Annotated in this window: 13 protein-coding genes; 6 read left to right on the top strand and 7 right to left on the bottom strand. The window is 69.5% G+C overall.

Translation table 11 applies throughout. The annotated features are described in order from the left end of the window. Window positions 1-13: 13 nt before the first annotated feature. Both ACFYXF_RS44870 and ACFYXF_RS44865 read right to left on the bottom strand, forming a co-directional pair. Window positions 14-1,984: a calcium-binding protein gene (locus tag ACFYXF_RS44870; protein ID WP_389358825.1), complete on the bottom strand. Its 1,971-nt coding sequence runs from the start codon at window positions 1,982-1,984 to the stop codon at window positions 14-16. Window positions 1,985-2,250: 266 nt separating this feature from the next. Then, window positions 2,251-4,098, bottom strand: coding sequence for a phosphoenolpyruvate carboxykinase (GTP) (locus ACFYXF_RS44865; RefSeq protein ID WP_389358823.1), 1,848 nt, complete (start codon window positions 4,096-4,098; stop codon window positions 2,251-2,253). 327 nt (window positions 4,099-4,425) lie between these two features. On the opposite strand from ACFYXF_RS44865, the gene ACFYXF_RS44860 reads away from it, so the two are divergent. The 3 genes from ACFYXF_RS44860 (at window position 4,426) to ACFYXF_RS44850 (ending at window position 7,432) form a co-directional block, all read left to right on the top strand. Continuing rightward, entirely contained in the window at window positions 4,426-5,142 is a 717-nt protein-coding gene (locus tag ACFYXF_RS44860; protein WP_235475220.1) for a hemolysin III family protein, read from the top strand. Window positions 5,143-5,252: 110 nt separating this feature from the next. Then, window positions 5,253-6,803, top strand: a complete 1,551-nt coding sequence (locus ACFYXF_RS44855) for an MFS transporter (protein ID WP_389358821.1) — start codon at window positions 5,253-5,255, stop codon at window positions 6,801-6,803. A 5-nt stretch (window positions 6,804-6,808) separates the two neighbouring features. Then, window positions 6,809-7,432 carry a TetR/AcrR family transcriptional regulator gene (locus tag ACFYXF_RS44850; protein WP_389358819.1) on the top strand — a complete coding sequence of 208 codons (624 nt, stop codon included), beginning with the start codon at window positions 6,809-6,811 and terminating at the stop codon, window positions 7,430-7,432. Between the two features lie 385 nt (window positions 7,433-7,817). Here the strand turns inward: ACFYXF_RS44850 and ACFYXF_RS44845 are convergent, their stop codons facing one another. After that, window positions 7,818-9,851, bottom strand: a complete 2,034-nt coding sequence (locus ACFYXF_RS44845; protein ID WP_389358817.1) for a thioredoxin domain-containing protein — start codon at window positions 9,849-9,851, stop codon at window positions 7,818-7,820. A 202-nt stretch (window positions 9,852-10,053) separates the two neighbouring features. On the opposite strand from ACFYXF_RS44845, the gene ACFYXF_RS44840 reads away from it, so the two are divergent. After that, window positions 10,054-13,260: a tetratricopeptide repeat protein gene (locus ACFYXF_RS44840; RefSeq protein WP_389358815.1), complete on the top strand. Its 3,207-nt coding sequence runs from the start codon at window positions 10,054-10,056 to the stop codon at window positions 13,258-13,260. Window positions 13,261-13,279: 19 nt separating this feature from the next. On the opposite strand, the gene ACFYXF_RS44835 is transcribed toward ACFYXF_RS44840, so the two are convergent. Together ACFYXF_RS44835 and mca are read right to left on the bottom strand one after the other, a co-directional pair. Next, window positions 13,280-13,519, bottom strand: coding sequence for a hypothetical protein (locus ACFYXF_RS44835; RefSeq protein WP_389358813.1), 240 nt, complete (start codon window positions 13,517-13,519; stop codon window positions 13,280-13,282). Further along, window positions 13,512-14,372 (bottom strand): mycothiol conjugate amidase Mca, encoded by an 861-nt coding sequence (gene mca, locus ACFYXF_RS44830; RefSeq protein WP_389359016.1) that lies wholly within the window; start codon window positions 14,370-14,372, stop codon window positions 13,512-13,514. The genes ACFYXF_RS44835 and mca overlap by 8 nt, the downstream gene beginning before the upstream one ends. 146 nt (window positions 14,373-14,518) lie before the next feature. Here mca and ACFYXF_RS44825 point away from each other — a divergent pair, with 146 nt between their 5' ends. Together ACFYXF_RS44825 and greA are read left to right on the top strand one after the other, a co-directional pair. Continuing rightward, complete coding sequence (locus ACFYXF_RS44825; protein ID WP_389358811.1) at window positions 14,519-14,917, top strand: DUF4307 domain-containing protein; 399 nt, start codon at window positions 14,519-14,521, stop codon at window positions 14,915-14,917. Window positions 14,918-15,110: 193 nt separating this feature from the next. Further along, on the top strand, window positions 15,111-15,608 hold the full coding sequence (greA, locus tag ACFYXF_RS44820; protein WP_389358809.1) for a transcription elongation factor GreA: 498 nt from the start codon (window positions 15,111-15,113) through the stop codon (window positions 15,606-15,608). 91 nt (window positions 15,609-15,699) lie between these two features. Here the strand turns inward: greA and ACFYXF_RS44815 are convergent, their stop codons facing one another. Continuing rightward, the gene (locus tag ACFYXF_RS44815) at window positions 15,700-16,479 is read right to left on the bottom strand and encodes an ABC transporter permease (protein WP_389359014.1); all 780 of its coding nucleotides are present in this window, start codon (window positions 16,477-16,479) and stop codon (window positions 15,700-15,702) included. Between the two features lie 23 nt (window positions 16,480-16,502). Beyond that, window positions 16,503-17,498 carry an ATP-binding cassette domain-containing protein gene (locus ACFYXF_RS44810; RefSeq protein ID WP_389358807.1) on the bottom strand — a complete coding sequence of 332 codons (996 nt, stop codon included), beginning with the start codon at window positions 17,496-17,498 and terminating at the stop codon, window positions 16,503-16,505. Window positions 17,499-17,535 lie beyond the last annotated feature (37 nt).

Raw genomic sequence — 17,535 nt, 5'->3', positions numbered from 1 at the left:
ACGCCGTCGGTCGTCAGGGGCAGCTGATGCGCGCGTCGCCCGGGTCGGTGGTGCAGGTGTCGAAGCCGGTGCCGCCGTTGGCGGTGTCGTTGCCGCCGACGCCGTCGCGGGTGTCGAGCCGGTCGTTGCCGATGTTGCCGGTCAGGGTGTCGTTGCCCGGACCGCCGTTCAGGGTGTCCGCACCGGATGCGCCGTCGACGTTGTCGTTGCCGAAGTTGCCGTGGACGGTGTCGTTGCCGATCCCGGGGCGGATGATGTCGTTGCCGCCGAGACCGCAGATCACGTCGTTGCCGCCGGTCCCGTTGAGGGTCTCGGAGGCGCTGGTGCCGGTGATCGTGCAGCCCCGGGAGTTGTTCACGGCGGTGGTCGCCACGGCGGTGTTGTTGCCGGGGGCTGGGTCGCCCGGGGTCGAGGTGGCCGTGGCGGTGTTCGTGAGGGTGCCGGTGGCGCGGGGTTCCACGACGATCGTCACCGTGGCACTGGGCGTACCGGCGGTGAGTGTGCCCAGGTTGCAGCCGGCGCCGGTTGCACTGATCGTGCAGCTGCCCTGGCTGGTGGTCGCGGAGACGACCGAGAAGGCGGGGCCGCTGAGCGCGTCGGTGAGGGTGACGCCGGTCGCCGAGGTGCCGGCGGTCGTGTTGGTGACCGTCACGGTGTACGTGGCACGGTCGCCGATGCTCACCGTGCCGGTGCCGCTCTTCGTGACCGCCAGGTCCGGAGCCGGAGGCGGCGGCGCAGTGCCACCGCCCTCGAAGCGGGCCAGGGCGAAGTCGCTGTCCGGTCCGCCCCCGCCGGCGGCGACGATCCGGCCGGTGGAGTCGAGCTGCACGCCGTACGCCACATCGATGCCGCCGAAGTCCGCGGTCGCCCGGCCGCCGATGCCGAAGCCGCTGTCCAGGCTGCCGCCGGTGGTGTACCTCAGGACCGAGAAGTTGGAGCCGTTGCTGCCGGCGGTGACGATCCGCCCGTCCGGCTGGAGCACCATGCCCGCGGCGCCGGCGGCGGGCGTGACGACCAGGCCGTCACCGTCGAAGCTCGTGTCCAGGCTGCCGTTGGTGTTGTAGCGGGCCAGCGCACCCCGGCCGTCGCTGCCGCCCGCCGCGACGATCCTGCCGTCGGTCTGTACCGCCAGCGATCCCACCGCGTCGTAGCCGCCGAAGTCGGTGCGGACGATGCCGTCGCCGTCGAAGCCCGTGTCCACGCTGCCGTCGGTGTTGAAGCGCATCAGCGCGAAGTCGAACCGGGTCGAACCGACCTCGCCGCCGACGACGATCTTCCCGTCGGGCTGCAACGCCAGGGCACGGCCGTCCCCGCCCTCCTGGAGGCCCGGCCCCGCCGGATTGGCGGTGACCGTGCCGTCGCCGCCGAACGTGGTGTCCGGAGTGCCGTCGCCGGTGAGGCGGAGCACCGCCATGTGGCCGCCCGTGTATCCGGCGGCGACGATCCGGCCGGCGGAGTCGATCGCCACGTCCTTGGCCTCGGTCGGGCCGGCGATGTCGGCGAAGACCCTGCCGTCGTCGCTGAAGGTGTTGTCCAGGGTGCCGTCGGCGTTGTAGCGGGCCACCACGAACCAGCAGCAGTCCTCGTACTCCCGCCAGCTCATGCCCACCACGACGATCTTGCCGTCGGCCTGCAGCGCCACGGCGTTGGCCTCGCTCCACTGGAGGCTCGGGCCCATGTTGTTGACGGCGGTCGTCACCGTGCCGGCCTCGTCGCCGTCGACACCGCCGAAGCCGGTGTCCAGGGTGCCGTCGGCGTTGTGGCGGGTCAGCGCGAAGCGGCTCTCCAGCAGCGATTCGTCGACGGAGGAGCCGACGGAGACGATCTTTCCGTCGGGCTGCACCGCCACATCGCGGGCCTGGTCACCGTCGGCGAAGTCGGTGAGCACCCTGCCGTCGCCGCTGAAGGTGGGATCGAGGTCGCCGGGGGCGGCAAGCGCGGTGCCGGGCAGAACCAGGACGAGCGCCAGTCCGACGGCCGCCACGACGAACGGTCTGAGTGAGAACCGCGAGCGGAATGAGGGAAGTGATGTGGGCATGTCGGCAGCTTTCCGCCGGACATGCGGCGTTCCGCCCACCAGTGGCCAGTATTGCGCTCTCTGGCCGCCGAAAATCCATCACCACGGGTGATCGACGATACGAATGTACGACCAACAAGACCCGTAGGAATGGTGGTCACCGCGGCCGGCCGTGACGACGTCGCAGGTCAGGGCAAGTCCGACCGGCCGCGGAGTTCTACGGGCCGTGGGCGTCAGCCCAGACGCTGCACCAGCGCCCGGTACTCGTCCCACAGCTCCTTCGGGGTGTGCTCGCCGAACGTGTTGAGGTGCTCGGGGACCAGAGCGGCCTCCTCGCGCCACACGTCCTTGTCGACCGTGAGCAGGAAGTCCAGGTCGGCCTCGGAGAGTTCGAGACCGTCCGTGTCGAGCGCGCCCTTGGCCGGCAGAACGCCGATCGGCGTCTCGACGCCCTCGGCCCTGCCGTCCAGCCGGTCCACGATCCACTTCAGGACCCGGCTGTTCTCACCGAAGCCGGGCCAGACGAACTTGCCCTCGTCGTCCTTCCGGAACCAGTTGACGTAGTAGATCTTCGGCAGCTTGGACTGGTCCTTGTCCTTCGCCACGTCGATCCAGTGGGCCATGTAGTCGCCCATGTTGTAGCCGCAGAACGGCAGCATGGCGAAGGGGTCCCGGCGCAGCTCGCCGACCTTGCCCTCGGCGGCGGCCGTCTTCTCGGAGGCCACGTTGGCGCCCAGGAAGACACCGTGGTTCCAGTCGAAGGACTCCGTGACGAGGGGTACGGCGGTGGCGCGCCGCCCGCCGAACAGGATCGCCGAGATCGGCACGCCCCTGGGGTCCTCCCACTCGGGCGCGATGATCGGGCACTGCGAGGCGGGGGTGGTGAAACGGGCGTTGGGGTGGGCGGCCGGCACGCCCGAGGAAGGCGTCCAGTCGTTGCCTTTCCAGTCGGTCAGATGGGCCGGAGTCTCCTCCGTCATACCCTCCCACCAGATGTCGCCGTCGTCGGTGAGGGCGACGTTGGTGAAGACCGAGTTGCCCCACAGGGTCTTCATCGCGTTGGCGTTGGTGTGCTCACCGGTGCCGGGCGCGACACCGAAGAAACCGGCCTCGGGGTTGATGGCGTACAGCCGGCCGTCCTCGCCGAAGCGCATCCAGGCGATGTCGTCGCCGATCGTCTCGACGGTCCAGCCGCGAGTGGTCGGTTCCAGCATCGCGAGGTTCGTCTTGCCGCAGGCCGACGGGAAGGCGGCGGCGACGTACTTCGACTCACCCTGCGGCGGGGTCAGCTTCAGGATGAGCATGTGCTCGGCCAGCCAGCCCTCGTCCCGCGCCATCACGGACGCGATGCGCAGGGCGTAGCACTTCTTGCCGAGCAGCGCGTTGCCGCCGTACCCGGAGCCGTAGGACCAGATCTCGCGGGACTCCGGGAAGTGCGAGATGTACTTCGTGGAGTTGCACGGCCACGGCACGTCGGCCTCGCCCTCGGCCAGCGGCGCCCCGAGCGTGTGCACTGCACGCACGAAGAAACCGTCGGTGCCGAGTTCGTCGAGGACCGGCTGCCCCATGCGCGTCATCGTGCGCATGGAGACGGCGACGTACGCGGAGTCGGTGATCTCGACGCCGATCGCGGAGAGGTCCGAGCCGAGGGGACCCATGCAGAACGGGACGACGTACATCGTCCGGCCCTTCATGGAGCCGCGGAAGACGCCCTTGTCCCCCGCGAAGATGTCCCGCATCTCGGCGGGGTCCTTCCAGTGGTTCGTCGGACCCGCGTCCTCCTCCTTCTCGGAGCAGATGAAGGTGCGGTCCTCGACACGCGCGACATCGGTCGGGTCGGAGGCCGCGTAGTAGGAGTTGGGGCGCTTGATCGGGTCCAGTTTCCTGAAGGTGCCTTTTTGGACGAGCTCTTCGCACAGTCGCTCGTACTCGGCCTCGGATCCGTCACACCAGACCACGCTGTCCGGTTGCGTCAGTTCTGCGATCTCGTTCACCCACGAGACCAGTTGCTTGTGGTTGGTCGGGACGGTGCCGGACAGGGACGTGCCAGAGAGAACGGGAGCCGCGATGTCGCGCGCCACGATTGCTCCTTGAATGAGGGTTTTTTGTTGACTGCCCCTTGGGGGCCGCGACCCGGATGCTTCACGGAATTGATCTCTGGCGCTCATCCGGTGCCGACCGCACTCATTTGATCATCCGACTGGAGTGCCCATCTGTCCAGAGGGCCCCACACCTGAGCGACGTGACCATTGCCACTCACCCTTTACTCCCTCTGGAGTTTCCTCCGGGTCACCACGCATTCACCTGCAGTGCCGAATCCCCAAACCGCGTGAGAGGATGGCCACTTCCAGCCCCTCCCCACACCGCACTGACGCGTAACTTACGGTTACGTAGGTACGATGCCCGTCATGACTGCGTCCGTCCCCGACGCGCCTCTGGACTCACCGGCTGTCGGCCGTGGCCCCATGGCGCTCTCGCTGCCACATTCCGATGAGATCAAGCCCAAGCTGCGAGGCTGGCTGCATCTCGGCATGTTTCCGGCCGTACTCATCTCGGGTCTGGTGCTCACCGCACTCGCCGGTACGAGCAGGGCACGCATCGCCTGCGGGATCTTCACCCTCACGGCCTGCCTGCTGTTCGGCGTGAGCGCGCTCTACCACCGCGGCACCTGGAGCCCGCGCATGGACGGCGTCCTGCGCAGGCTCGACCACGCGAACATCTTCCTGATCATCGCGGGCACCTACACGCCGCTCACGATGCTGCTGCTCCCGGAGAGCAAGGGCCAGTGGCTCCTGTGGGGCATCTGGGGGGCCGCCGGGGCAGGCATCGCCTTCCGTGTGTTCTGGGTCGGCGCCCCGCGCTGGCTCTACACCCCCTGCTACATCGCGATGGGCTGGGCGGCGGTCTTCTTCCTGCCGGACTTCATGCGGGCGGGCGGCATCGCCGTCCTGGTGCTGGTCATCGTCGGCGGGATCCTCTACAGCGCGGGCGGTGTGATCTACGGGATCAAGCGCCCCAACCCGTCTCCGCGCTGGTTCGGCTTCCACGAGGTGTTCCACTCCCTGACCCTCGCGGCGTTCGTGACGCACTACGTGGGGATCTCGCTGGTGGCGTACCAGCACTAGCCTCCTCACCCCTTCCTGCTGGCCGCGGCTTCCGAGCCGCGGCCATTTTTCATGCCCGGAGGACAAAACAAGTTTGACACTCACCACCTTTTGAGAGCTACTCTCATTTCATGGCTACTGTCACCAACACAGACGCGAGTACGGCCGACACCCCACCCCTCGACCCCCGCCGCTGGTGGGCCCTGGGAGCCCTGGTCGCGAGCATGCTCGTGCTCGGCTTCGACATGACGATCCTCAACGTGGCGCTGCCGACGATGGCCGAGCAGCTCGGCGCGACCACGGGCGAGCAGCAGTGGATGGCGGACGCGTACATCGTCGTGTTCGCGGCCCTGATGCTCCCGGCGGGCCTGCTGGGCGACCGCTTCGGACGACGCCGGATGCTGATCGCCGGCCTCGGCATCTTCCTGGCCGGTTCACTGGTGGGCGCACTGGCCCCCGACGTGAACTGGGTGGTCGCGGCCCGAGCGCTGATGGGCGTGGGAGCGGCCCTGGTGATGCCACTGGCCCTCTCGGTGCTCCCCTCCCTCTTCCCGTCCCACGAGCGCACCAAGGCGGTCGGTGTCATCTCGGCGGCCTCCGCGCTCGGTATGCCGCTGGGCCCGATCATCGGCGGCTGGCTCCTGAACCACTTCTGGTGGGGCTCGGTCTTCCTGATCAACGTCCCGATGGTCGCCATAGGCATCGCGGCCTGCGTGTTCCTGCTCCCGGAGACCAGCGACCCGTCCTCCCCCAAGGTGGACCTGACCTCCACGGCGCTCACGGCGACGGGCCTGGGCGCACTGATCTACGCGATCATCGAGGCCCCGACCCGAGGCTGGACGGACGCGTTGGTCCTGTCCCTGTTCGCAGCGGCGGCCGTACTCCTGACAGCCCTCGTCCTGCGCGAACGCCGGGCAACCCGCCCCATGCTCGACATGACACTGCTCTCCCAGCGGGGCTTCCTGCTGAACACGGTCGCGGCGACGCTGGTGATGTTCGTCCTGTCCGGCCTGATGTTCGTCCTGCCGCCGTATCTCCAGGCGGTCCTGGGCAGCGACGCGCTGGGCACGGGCGTACGGCTGCTGCCGCTGATGGGCGGCCTGATGGTGGCCGCGCGGACGGCACAGCCACTGGGAGCCAGGTTCGGCTCACGGGCGACGGTCACGGCCGGCCTGGTGATCCTGGCCTTCTCGGCGATCCTGGGCAGCCGTACGACGGTCGACGCGGGCTACGGCTACACGGCCCTGTGGCTCACCATCGCCGGTTTCGGCTTCGGCTTCGCCGTGGTCCCGGCGATGGACGGCGCCCTGGCGGCCCTGCCCGCCGACCGCGCGGGCAGCGGCTCCGGGCTGCTGATGACACTGCGCCAGGTCGGCGGCGCGATCGGCATCGCGCTGCTGGGCAGCCTGCTGGCGGGCACGTTCCGCGACCGCCTGGACGTCACGGGCCTGCCCGCGGGCGCGGCGGACACGGCCGGGGACTCGGTGGTGGCGGCGCACCTGATCGCGGAGAGGACGGGCTCGGCGGACCTCCTGGCCTCCGCGAACAGTGCGTACGTCCATGGCATGGGCGTCGTCCTGCTGGTGAGCGGAGTGGCGGCGCTGGCGGCGGCCCTGCTGGCAGGAGCGTTTCTCCCGAACACCCCGGACATGGCAGCCGACCGGCCCGATGACCGACAATGACGCGTATGACGGCCGCACGTACCTCTCCCCTCACCGACCGCCCTCAGCTGGGCCTCCGTGAACGGAAGAAGATCAAGACCCGGATGGCGATCCGTGCCGCGACGTACGAACTGATCGAGGACCAGGGGTACGAAGCCACGACGATCGAGCAGATCGCCGAGCGCGCCGAGGTGTCGCAGTCCACGGTCTTCCGCTACTTCCCCACGAAGGAGGACATCGTGCTCACCGACGAGTACGACGCCCTCATGGAGGAGGAGCTGCGCGCCCGTCCGGCCGACGAGCCCTGGATCGACTCCCTGCGGTACGTCCTGACGAAGGCCATCGGTGTCACCGCGGCCGAGGAGCCCGGGGTGATCCGGCTGCGCAGCCGGCTGATGCTGGAGGTACCTGCGGTCCGCTCCCGCATGATCGAGAGCATGTCCGAGACGGGCCGCCTCCTCTGCCGGGTCATCGCGGAACGCACAGGCCGCGACGCCACCGACCTGGAGGTCCGCGTCTACGCGATGTCCCTGATCGGCGGCGTGTCGGAGATCAGCGTCTACTGGGCGGAGAACAACTGCGAGGGAGATTTGGCCGAGTTGGCGAACCGAGCGCTGAATGTACTGGAGCACGGCCTGCCGAGGGACTGAGCCATGGCTGGGCGGGCGGACCGGGCGCCGGGTCCAAGGACACTTTCCTCGCCCCCGCCGCCCCTACCCGTCCCATCCTTCTGGGGGCTGCGCCCCCAGACCCCCCTTTGTCCTCAAACGCCGGACGGGCTGAAATGCCTGGGCCCGAGCTGAAAGATCAAGCCCCGGCCGCACCCCTCCAGCCCCGACGGCCACCCTCCAGCCTCGGCCTGCACCACCCAGCCTCGGCCGGCACCCTCCAGCCTCGTCCGGCACCATCCAGCCCGTCCGGCGTTTGAGGACGAGCGCGTTCAGCGCGATAGGGGGGTCTGGGGGCGCAGCCCCCAGGGATGGGACGGGTAGGGGCGGCGGGGGCGAAAACACACACCTACCGACCGCACCCGATTCAGCCACCCAGCGCCACCCGCAACCCCTCCGGATCAGTCGTCGGAGCATCACACGTGAAGTTCCGGCACACATACGCAGTCGGCGCACCCCCGACCAACGGCCGCCCCGCAAGCAACGGCAACTCGTCACTGTCCGCAACCCCCACAGCGACAACAGCCCCCGGAGCGGTAGCGAGAAGCGCCATACGGTGCAGGGCGGTTGTGGCCGGATCTCCGAGCGACGGCCCGACCACCGCGACCTCCCGAGGCCCGTCCAGCAACGCCTCGGCAACAGCCAACCCCCACCCGATGAACCGAGGCACACGCGGCCCAAGCGCCTTCACCACCCCCAACGCCCGCTCAGCAGCGGCCCGATGAGGCTCCGCCCCGGTCTGCGCCGCATACCCGAGCAACGCCCCCGCAGCAGCACTCCACCCGGAGGGCACCGCGTTGTCGGTCGGATCCTGAGGCCGCCGAATGAGCTGCTCGGCATCACTCGCCGTGTCGTACAAGGAACCTGACTCGGCGTCAACGAACCGCACGAGCACATGGTCGAGCAGGAACCCGGCGAACTCCAGCCACACCCCCTCCCCCGTCACGGAGGCCAGCGCGAGGAACCCCTCGGCGACATCGGCGTAGTCCTCCAACACCCCGGCGTTGGACCCGACTTGACCGTCCTTGCTGGTACGGGCGAGATGCGCCCGGTCGTCCAGATGAACCCGTACGAGAAGATCGGCGGCGGCCAGCGCGGCGTCCACAAGGTCGGGCCGCTCGAAGTACGCGCCGGTCTCGGCCAACGCGGCGATGGCGAGCCCGTTCCAGGCGGCGACCACCTTGTCGTCCCGCCCAGGAGCGGGCCGCGCGCCACGAGCATCGAGCAACCGCACCCGGATGGACTCGACCTTCTCCGCGTCGAACACACCCTCGTGCTGCGGAAGTTGAAGAACAGAGGCCCCCTCCTCGAAGGTCCCGTCCGCCGTGACCCCGAAGTAGTGCGCGGCAAGCTCCGCGTCCTCGGCCCCGAGCACCTCGGCGAGCTGGGCCGGAGTCCAGACGTAGTAGGCACCCTCGACGTGCTTACCGCTTCCGTCATCACTGTCGGCGTCGAGCGCGGAGGCGAACCCCCCTTCGTTGGTGCGGAGTTCACGCACCATGAAGTCGGCGGTCTCCAGAGCGACGCGCCGCGCCAGCTCGGAGCCGGTGGCCCGCCAGAGATGGGCGTACACGCGGCACAGCAGCGCGTTGTCGTACAGCATCTTCTCGAAGTGGGGCACGACCCACTCCCGGTCGACGGAGTACCGGGCGAAGCCGCCACCGAGCTGGTCGTAGATCCCGCCCCGGGCCATGCGCTCACAGGTGTCCTGGGCCATCTGCAACGCCCCCTCGGCCCCCGTACGGGCCGCGTGCCGCAGCAGGAACTCCAGCACCATGGACGGCGGGAACTTCGGCGCCCCGCCGAACCCGCCGCGCTGGGCGTCGTACTCCCGGGTGAGCCCGAGCAGCGCCCGCGCCTGCTCCTCCTCACCGGGCGCCTCGGTGCCGCCGTACCCGACCTCCCGCTCGCCCAGGTCCCGCACGATCTTCTGCGCGACCTCGGCGACCTCGTCCCGCCGGTCGGTCCAGGCGGCCCGGACCCCCTCCAGCACCTGCCGGAAGGAGGGCATGCCGCTGCGGGGCGCGGGCGGGAAGTACGTACCGAAGTAGAAGGGCTCGGCCTCGGGCGTGAGGAACACGGTCATGGGCCAGCCGCCCTGCCCGGTCGCCGCCTGGACGGCCTCCATGTAGACGGCGTCGACGTCCGGCCGCTCCTCCCGGTCGACCTTGACGCTGACGAAGTGCTCGTTGAGATAGTCGGCGGTGGCCTGGTCCTCGAAGGACTCATGAGCCATCACATGACACCAGTGGCAGCTGCTGTACCCGACGCTGAGCAGCACCGGTCTGCCACTCCGCCGAGCCTCCTCGAACGCCTCGGCCGACCACGGCCACCAGTCGACGGGATTGTCGGCGTGCTGGAGGAGGTAAGGGGACGTCTCGTGAGCCAGTCGGTTCGGCATGGGGACCATCCTGCCGCAGTACGTGTGAGCAGCCTTCACAGGGACGCGCCTGCCTTTGCGGGCGCGGGGCTGCGACATCTGCGGCTGCGCCGAGCCCCCACCGGCCCGCACCCGCCGAACAAGCGACGCCCCCTCGCCCGAATGCCCCCTACGCAGGACACTTGACCAAGGACAAGCCGTCGTTGCCAGAGGGGGACACACCATGCGGGACAGCCACCGGGCGGAAGCCGAGCGGCTGTTGGTCCGGGCCGTGGAGGAAGAGGTACGCCGGTCCGGCGGACGTACCGACGGGGGCGTACTGCTCACGCGGGCGCGTGGCGCGCTGGACGCCATGGCGCAGTCGTCCGCGGAGGAGTACGAGGCGTACACGCGGGCACTCGACGAGACAAAGGCCGGACAGCTCACGTTCGGCCAGCGATACGCCCGCGAGGGCGCCGGAACTCCCTTGCTGGTGGCGGCCGTTGCCGCCCTGGCCGCAGGCGTCGCCGACCTCGCGCTCGGCACCGGCACAGGCACCGCCGTCGGCGCGGCGCTCACCGTCGGCGTCGTCGGCGCCGCCGCGACCGTCCTCAAGGTGACCGCCTCCCACCTCCCCGCCGCCCACCACCGCGCCGGTGCCGTGAGCCAGCCCGGCGGGCCCGAACAGCTGCGGCTGACCTGGCTGACGGCGCTCGAGGTACGCGGTATCCGCCCGTTCCTCGACCAGCAGCGGGTGCTCAGCGCGTCCACCGGGCCGAAGAAGCCGGGGCCGAGGCTGCGCGGCAGCGACAAGAGCGCGGCGGCCCGCAGCCGTAGCGTCCTTGAGCAGTCGTTCGCCCAACTCCCGGACCCGGACGAGCCGTTCGCGGGCCGGCGCCAGGAGCTGGCCCGGATCCGGCAGTGGGTGCACGCGGCCCGGGCGAGTACGGAGACCAAGCCGACGCTGGTCGTCCTGCACGGCGCGTCCGGCAGTGGCCGCAGCGCGCTGGCGATCCACGCGGCGCACGATCTGCGGGACCAGTTCCGGGGCGCGTGCGTGGTGGATCTGCGCGGCGACAGCCGGGAGGAGCCGCCGCTGCCCACCCGCGATGCCCTCCTGCACCTCCTGAACCGGCTCGGCGCCTCCCGCGAACAGCTGCTCTTCCGTGAGCGTTCGTCACCGGACCAGCAGGTCAGAAGGCTGGGCGAGCTGTACCACCAGCATCTCACCAGGGTCCCGGTGACCATCGTCCTGGACGACGCCCAGGACCCCGAGCAGGTCCGCACCCTCATCCCGGAGCGCTCCGACAGCCTCGTCATCGCCACCACCCGGGAGCCCCTCGACCTCCCGGCCGATCTGCCCTTCTGGGTCCATCAGCTGCCCGTCGAGGCCCTGGACGCGGGGGGCTCGGAGGAGCTTCTGACCGCGTCCGCGCAAACAGAGGCCGGGCCCCGCGACGCCGAATCCGCCGCCCGGATAAGGGAGTTGTGCGGCGGGCTGCCGCTCGCGCTGCGTATCGCGGGCTCCGCGCTCGGTCCGCGCAGCCCGCGCCGGCTGGCGGCGGACCTCGGCGCGTACGGCCCTGTGGAGCCGGTCGAGCGGGTGCTGTGGCTGCGCTACACCGACCAGTCGGAGCAGGCCCGGCGGCTGCTGCGCAGGCTGGCGCTGGCCGGACGCGCCTCGCTCGGCGTCGCCGCTGCCGCGTCCCTGCTGGGCACCGACCAGACGGAGGCGACCCGGCAGCTGGACGCGCTCGCCCGCGCCGGTCTGATCGACCATGTCCGGGGCAGCCGTTACCGGCTGCACGACCTGGTCCGCGCCTTCGCGCAGGCCCGCCTCCTGGACGAGGAGCGACCGGCCGAGCGCACGGCCGCACAGGAACGCCTGATCGTGAACTACGGCGAGCTGGCCGACTCGGTGCTGCGGCTGGTCGACGGCAACATGTCGACCCGCTCGGACCGCTTCAGCCCGCACGGCTTCACCTCCCTCGACGAGGCGCTGCGCTGGCTGGACGACGAGTCGAGCTTCATCACGGCGACCCTGCGGCACGCGGAGGGCGTCAACCAGGCCGCCGTACTCAATCTCCTCGGCGCCCTGTGCGACTACTGTCTGCTGCGCGGCGACCTCTACCGGCTCGGCGAGATCAGCGAGCTGGCGGAGTCCGTCGACCAGGGTCTGCTGGTTCGCTCGGTGCAGTGGCGTACGGGCATCGCGGCCCGGCAGCTGGGCGAGCTGGACAAGGCGCGCACGACGCTCACCTCGGTCGTCGAGCTGTACATGGAGGCCCACCACGACGCGGGCGCCGCCCGGGCCCTGTGCTCGCTCGGCATCACGCTGCACCACCAGGGCAACCTGGTCGAGGCGGCGGCCAAGCTCCAGGAGGCCCTGGATCTGCAGCAGGCCCCCGAACTGGCGACCGACCGCGCCTGGACGATGCACGCGCTCGCCGCCGTCGAACGCGACCGCTCCCGCCTCGCCGAGGCCTGGGACCTGCTGACCCGTTCCCTGGTCCTGCACCGCGAGGGCGAGTCGATCCACGGCGAGGCGTGGGCCCACTTCCAGCTCGGCCAGCTCGGCCTGCGGATGGGCGACGTACCGCGCGCCGAGACCGAACTGCGTACGGCCCTCGATCTGTACGGCCGTACGCGCGACGCCCGTGGCGAGGCCTGGGCCCTGACCCAGCTGGCCCGGGCCCGGCTGGTCGCCGGGGACGCGTCGGCGGCGGTGGACGGGCTGCGGCAGGCGGCGGCGGTCCACCGGGACAACGAGGACGCGCGCGGCGAGGCCTGGTCGGTCTACTACCTGGGCCAGTCCCTGGAGGAGACCGGCAACCTGGATCTCGCGGTCCGCGAGCTGGAACGTTCCCGCACGATGTTCTCCCGCATCCGCGACGTCTACGGCCTCGCCTGCGCCCGCCATCACTCGGCCCGCGTCACCCGGGACCAGCGGGCCGTCCAGACGGGCTCGCTGCGCAACTCGGGCTTCGCCCGCCAGCTCCTGGTGGACGCCCGCGCCGACTTCCAGCGCATCGGAGTCGCCCACGGCGAGGCCTGGACCTGCCTGGAACTGGCGGTGGTCGACGCGGGCAACACCCGTACCCAGCAGGCACTGGCCCTGTGCGACGAGGCGATCGCCCTGTTCACCTCGTACGGCGACCGACGCGGCGAGGACTGGGCCCGCTTCCTGCGCTGCACCCTGCTGCCGTACGCGGCCCCCGGCGGCGTCGAGATCGGCACGGCGGTGGCCCAGGAGGAACTGTCCCAGCTCATCCGCGCCCGCCACCCGTCCCGCGACGAGAAACTCGACGACTTCGCCGATGCCTATCAGCTTCTCCTGGAGCGCGGTGTGGCCCTGGAGTCGGGCTGGCAGGCATGGCGCCTGGGCATGATCCCGAACCGGCACGCCCGGGAGGTCATGGGGGTGCCGGTGGCGGCGGCCGGTCAGAGGTGACCGGCCGGACGGTGAAGGGCTACTCCTGAGAGGAGCCCTTGGCGGCACTGGGGGTCTCTTCGGCCTCCGGTGCCTCCTTGAACTCGATCCGGCCCATCTGCTTGTTCATCGACTTCATCAGGCCCCACACCGCGAGGGCCATCACCGCGAACACGATGAATCCGAGGACGCCGGGGGTCACCTTGTCCTCGTCGACCTCCGCCGCGAGCGGGACGAGATGCGTCATTGCCAGGCTTGCGCTTGCGCTCATGTCAGGCATTGTCGCGGATGCCCGCAAAGAGGTCGTCCTCGGGGAGGGAAGTGTCCACGAGCGACTTCGCCAGCTCGTACTCCTCCGTCGGCCAGACCTCCCGCTGGAGCTCCAGCGGCACCCGGAACCAGCCCCCGTCGGGGTCGATCTGGGTGGCGTGCGCGAGCAGTGCCTTGTCGCGGATCTCGTAGAACTCCGCGCACGGAACATGCGTGGTCAGCGTGCGCTCGGCGCGCTCGAACTCCGACCACCGCTTCAGCCAGTCCCCGTACGGCGACTCCATCCCGCGCTCGAGCAGCGCGTTGTGCAGCGCCTCGGTGCGCGGCCGGTTGAAGCCCTGGTTGTAGTACAGCTTCTGCGGCTGGTACGCCGGGCCGTACTCCGACTCCGGATAGGTCTCGGTGTCGGCCGCGCCCTCGAAGGCCACCATCGAGATCTTGTGGGTCATGATGTGGTCGGGGTGCGGGTACCCGCCGTTCTCGTCGTACGTCGTGATCACCTGCGGGCGGAACGAGCGGATCTGCTTGACCAGCTCACCGGCCGCCTTGTCCACGTCCTCCAGGGCGAAGCAGCCCTCGGGGAGCGGGGGCAGCGGGTCGCCCTCCGGCAGGCCGGAGTCGACGAAGCCGAGCCACTCCTGCTTGATGCCGAGGATCTCGCGGGCCTCGTCCATCTCCTTCTTGCGTACCTCGTGGATGTGCTCCTCGATGTACTTGTCGCCCTGCAGCTTCGGGTTGAGGATGGACCCGCGCTCCCCGCCCGTGCAGGTCACGACGAGCACGTCCACCCCCTCGGACACGTACTTCGCCATGGTGGCCGCACCCTTGCTCGACTCGTCGTCGGGGTGCGCGTGCACGGCCATCAGTCGCAGCTGGTCAGTCAAGACTCAATCCTCGTAAGTCGGCGCCCGGTGTGAACGGGTGCAGTGAGCGGCTTCTATAGTGACCGAACCTGGCGGCCAATAATTCCGGGGCCCGGCTTTCCAGAGGCCTCGCGGAGAGGACGATCATGAGTACGGCGACCACGCGACCGCCCGAGGGACGGTACGGCCGCTCCACGGACGAGCGCGCCGACCACAGGCTCAAGGTCGCCGCCGCGGTACTCGGAACCGTACTTCTCGTCGTGGTCGGCTGGTTCGGCTACCACTATGTCGTCGGCAACAAGATCAGCGCCGAGATCATCACCTTCAAGACGTACAGCACGTCGGTGAAGGTTCACCTGGAGGTCCGCAAGGACTCCGGCACGAACGGCTACTGCACGGTCCGCTCCCAGGCCGAGAACGGCGCCGAGGTCGGCCGCGCCGACTTCCGCTTCGACGGCGACGCCACCCGGATCGACCAGGTCGTCACCCTCCGTACGACGTCCCAGGGCACCACGGCCGAGCTGCTCGGCTGTCACGCCGACTGAGTCCCCTACCAGGACCGGGCATCAGGGTCACTCTCATCACATAAGCGCTGACCTGCGTTGATGTTTTTCTGATGGCTTATGTCCTCCCCCTGCCGCCGCTGAATTGTTAGGCTCGTGGTTTCGCCCATCCGAGAAGGAACATTCTTCTGGGTAGGGCGATGCTTTGTATTCCCAGTACCTACGAGGAGCACCTGTGACCCAGACCAGCGAGAACGTCACCTGGCTGACCCAGGAGGCGTACAACAAGCTCAAGGACGAGCTTGAGCACCTTACTGGTCCTGCGCGCACGGAGATCGCCGCCAAGATCGCCGCTGCGCGTGAGGAGGGCGACCTGCGCGAGAACGGCGGGTACCACGCGGCCAAGGAGGAGCAGGGCAAGCAGGAGCTCCGTGTGCGCCAGCTGACCCAGCTCCTGGAGAACGCGAAGGTCGGCGAGGCTCCGGCGGCGAACGGCGCGGTCGCGCCCGGCATGGTCGTGACCATCGCCTTCGACGGCGACGAGGACGACACGCTGACCTTCCTGCTCGCCTCCCGCGAGTACGCCAGCGCCGACATCGAGACCTACTCCCCGCAGTCCCCGCTGGGCCGCGGAGTGAGCGACAAGAGGGTCGGCTCCGAGGCCCAGTACGAGCTGCCGAACGGCAAGCTCGCCTCCGTGAAGATCCTGAAGGCCGTGCCCTACCAGAGCTGAGCCTTCACCCCTTCACGGTTCCCCGCATCAGCCCTTGCGAGCCCCCGGCGCCCTCCCGACGCCGGGGGCTTCGTCATGCCCCGGGGCGCCGTCACGCGGTGGCCGAGCGGTACTTGCGGACCGCCAGCGTCCTGAATATGAGGACGATCAGCACCGAGTAGATGACCGAGGCCCACACCGGGTGCTGCATGGGCCATGCGTCGGACGGTGAGACACCCGGGTCGCCGAAGAGCTTGCGGCAGGCTTGGACGGTGGCGCTGAACGGGTTCCAGTCGGCGACATGGCGCAGCCAGGGGGTCATCTGGCTGGAGTCCACGAACGCGTTGGAGATGAAGGTCACCGGGAAGAGCCAGATCAGCCCGCCGGAGGTGGCTGCCTCCGGGGTGCGGACGCTCAGGCCGATGAGCGCCCCGATCCAGGTGAACGCATAGCCGAGGAGCAGCAGCAAGCCGAAGCCCGCCATGATCTTGGCGAAGTTGGTGGGCGCCTCGGAGCCGGGACGCCAACCCACCAGAAGGGCGACCACGGCCAGGACCAGCAGGGTCAGCGCGGTCTGTACGAGGTCTGCCATGGTTCGACCGGTGAGCACCGCGCCACGCGCCATGGGCAGGGAGCGGAAGCGGTCCACGAGGCCCTTGTGCATGTCGTCGGCGATGCCCGCTCCGGCACTGGCGGTGGCGAAGGTGACGGTCTGCGCGAAGATGCCGGCCATCAGGAAGTTCTTGTAGACGTCCGCGTCGGTGGAGCCGCCGATGTTCATCGAGCCGCCGAAGACGTATGTGAAGAGGACCACGAACATGATCGGCTGGATCAGCCCGAAAATGATCATCTCGGGAATCCGGCTCATGCGGATCAGGTTCCTGCGGGCCATGACCAGGGAGTCGTTCACAGCGCTCACTTGGCGGTCTCCTTTCCGTGCTCCGTGCCGTTCTCCTCGTCCTTCGCCTCGGCGATGTGGCCCGTCAGGGAGAGGAAGACGTCGTCGAGGGTGGGGCGGCGCAGGCCGATGTCGTCTATCTCGATGCCGCGGGTGTCCAGTTCCCGGATGACCTCGGCGAGGAGCTTCGCGCCGCCGGTGACGGGCACGGTGAGCTTGCGCATGTGCTCCTCGACGGTGACCTCGCCCTGGCCCTTGCCGAAGGCGTTGAGCACCTCGGACGCGGTCGCTATGTGCTCTCGCTCGTGCACGACGACCTCGACGCGCTCGCCGCCGGTGCGGGCCTTGAGCTGGTCGGAGGTGCCACGGGCGATGACCTTGCCGTGGTCGACCACCGCGATGTCGTGTGCGAGATGGTCGGCCTCCTCCAGATACTGGGTGGTCAGCAGGAGTGTCGTCCCGCCGGAGACCAACTGCTTGATGACCTCCCACAGTTGCTGGCGGTTGCGCGGGTCGAGTCCGGTCGTCGGCTCGTCCATGAACATCACCGGCGGCGAGACGACCAGGGCCGCCGCGAGGTCGAGCCGGCGGCGCATGCCTCCGGAGTAGGTCTTCGCGGGGCGGTCGGCTGCGTCCGCGAGATGGAACTGCTCCAGCAGTTCGACCGCGCGGGCCTTCGCCGCCTTGGCCTTCATCTGGTACAGCTGGCCGACCATCTGGAGGTTCTCGCGGCCGGTCAGATACTCGTCGACCGCCGCGAACTGGCCGGAGAGGCCGATCGAGCGGCGGACCTCGTCGGGGTGCTTCAGGACGTCGATGCCCGCGACGACCGCCGAGCCGCTGTCGGGCCGCAGCAGGGTCGTCAGACAGCGGACCGTGGTGGTCTTGCCCGCTCCGTTCGGCCCGAGGAGGCCGAGGACCGTGCCCTCCGGGACGTCCAGGTCGACGCCGTCCAGAGCCTTTACGTCACCGAAGGTCTTCACCAGGCCTTCGGCATAGATGGCGCCTGGCATATCAGTTCTCCACGTCGTTGGGGATTACCGCAAGAAG

Origin of the sequence: Streptomyces sp. NPDC002680 (assembly GCF_042889145.1) — a bacterium.
Classification (GTDB): domain Bacteria; phylum Actinomycetota; class Actinomycetes; order Streptomycetales; family Streptomycetaceae; genus Streptomyces; species Streptomyces adonidis.
Note: the sequence above shows the minus strand (reverse complement) of the source record. Positions and strands in the feature narration are given on the sequence as shown.

Excerpts from the sequence above, each read along its gene's own strand:
- ACFYXF_RS44825 (WP_389358811.1), top strand. The coding sequence starts at position 14,519 with ATGAGTACGGCGACCACGCGACCGCCCGAGGGACGGTACGGCCGCTCC.
- ACFYXF_RS44860 (WP_235475220.1), top strand. The coding sequence starts at position 4,426 with ATGACTGCGTCCGTCCCCGACGCGCCTCTGGACTCACCGGCTGTCGGC.
- ACFYXF_RS44815 (WP_389359014.1), bottom strand. The coding sequence starts at position 16,479 with ATGGCCCGCAGGAACCTGATCCGCATGAGCCGGATTCCCGAGATGATC.
- ACFYXF_RS44845 (WP_389358817.1), bottom strand. The coding sequence starts at position 9,851 with ATGCCGAACCGACTGGCTCACGAGACGTCCCCTTACCTCCTCCAGCAC.
- ACFYXF_RS44835 (WP_389358813.1), bottom strand. The coding sequence starts at position 13,519 with ATGCCTGACATGAGCGCAAGCGCAAGCCTGGCAATGACGCATCTCGTC.
- ACFYXF_RS44810 (WP_389358807.1), bottom strand. The coding sequence starts at position 17,498 with ATGCCAGGCGCCATCTATGCCGAAGGCCTGGTGAAGACCTTCGGTGAC.
- ACFYXF_RS44850 (WP_389358819.1), top strand. The coding sequence starts at position 6,809 with ATGACGGCCGCACGTACCTCTCCCCTCACCGACCGCCCTCAGCTGGGC.
- mca (WP_389359016.1), bottom strand. The coding sequence starts at position 14,372 with ATGGCCGTGCACGCGCACCCCGACGACGAGTCGAGCAAGGGTGCGGCC.
- ACFYXF_RS44855 (WP_389358821.1), top strand. The coding sequence starts at position 5,253 with ATGGCTACTGTCACCAACACAGACGCGAGTACGGCCGACACCCCACCC.
- ACFYXF_RS44840 (WP_389358815.1), top strand. The coding sequence starts at position 10,054 with ATGCGGGACAGCCACCGGGCGGAAGCCGAGCGGCTGTTGGTCCGGGCC.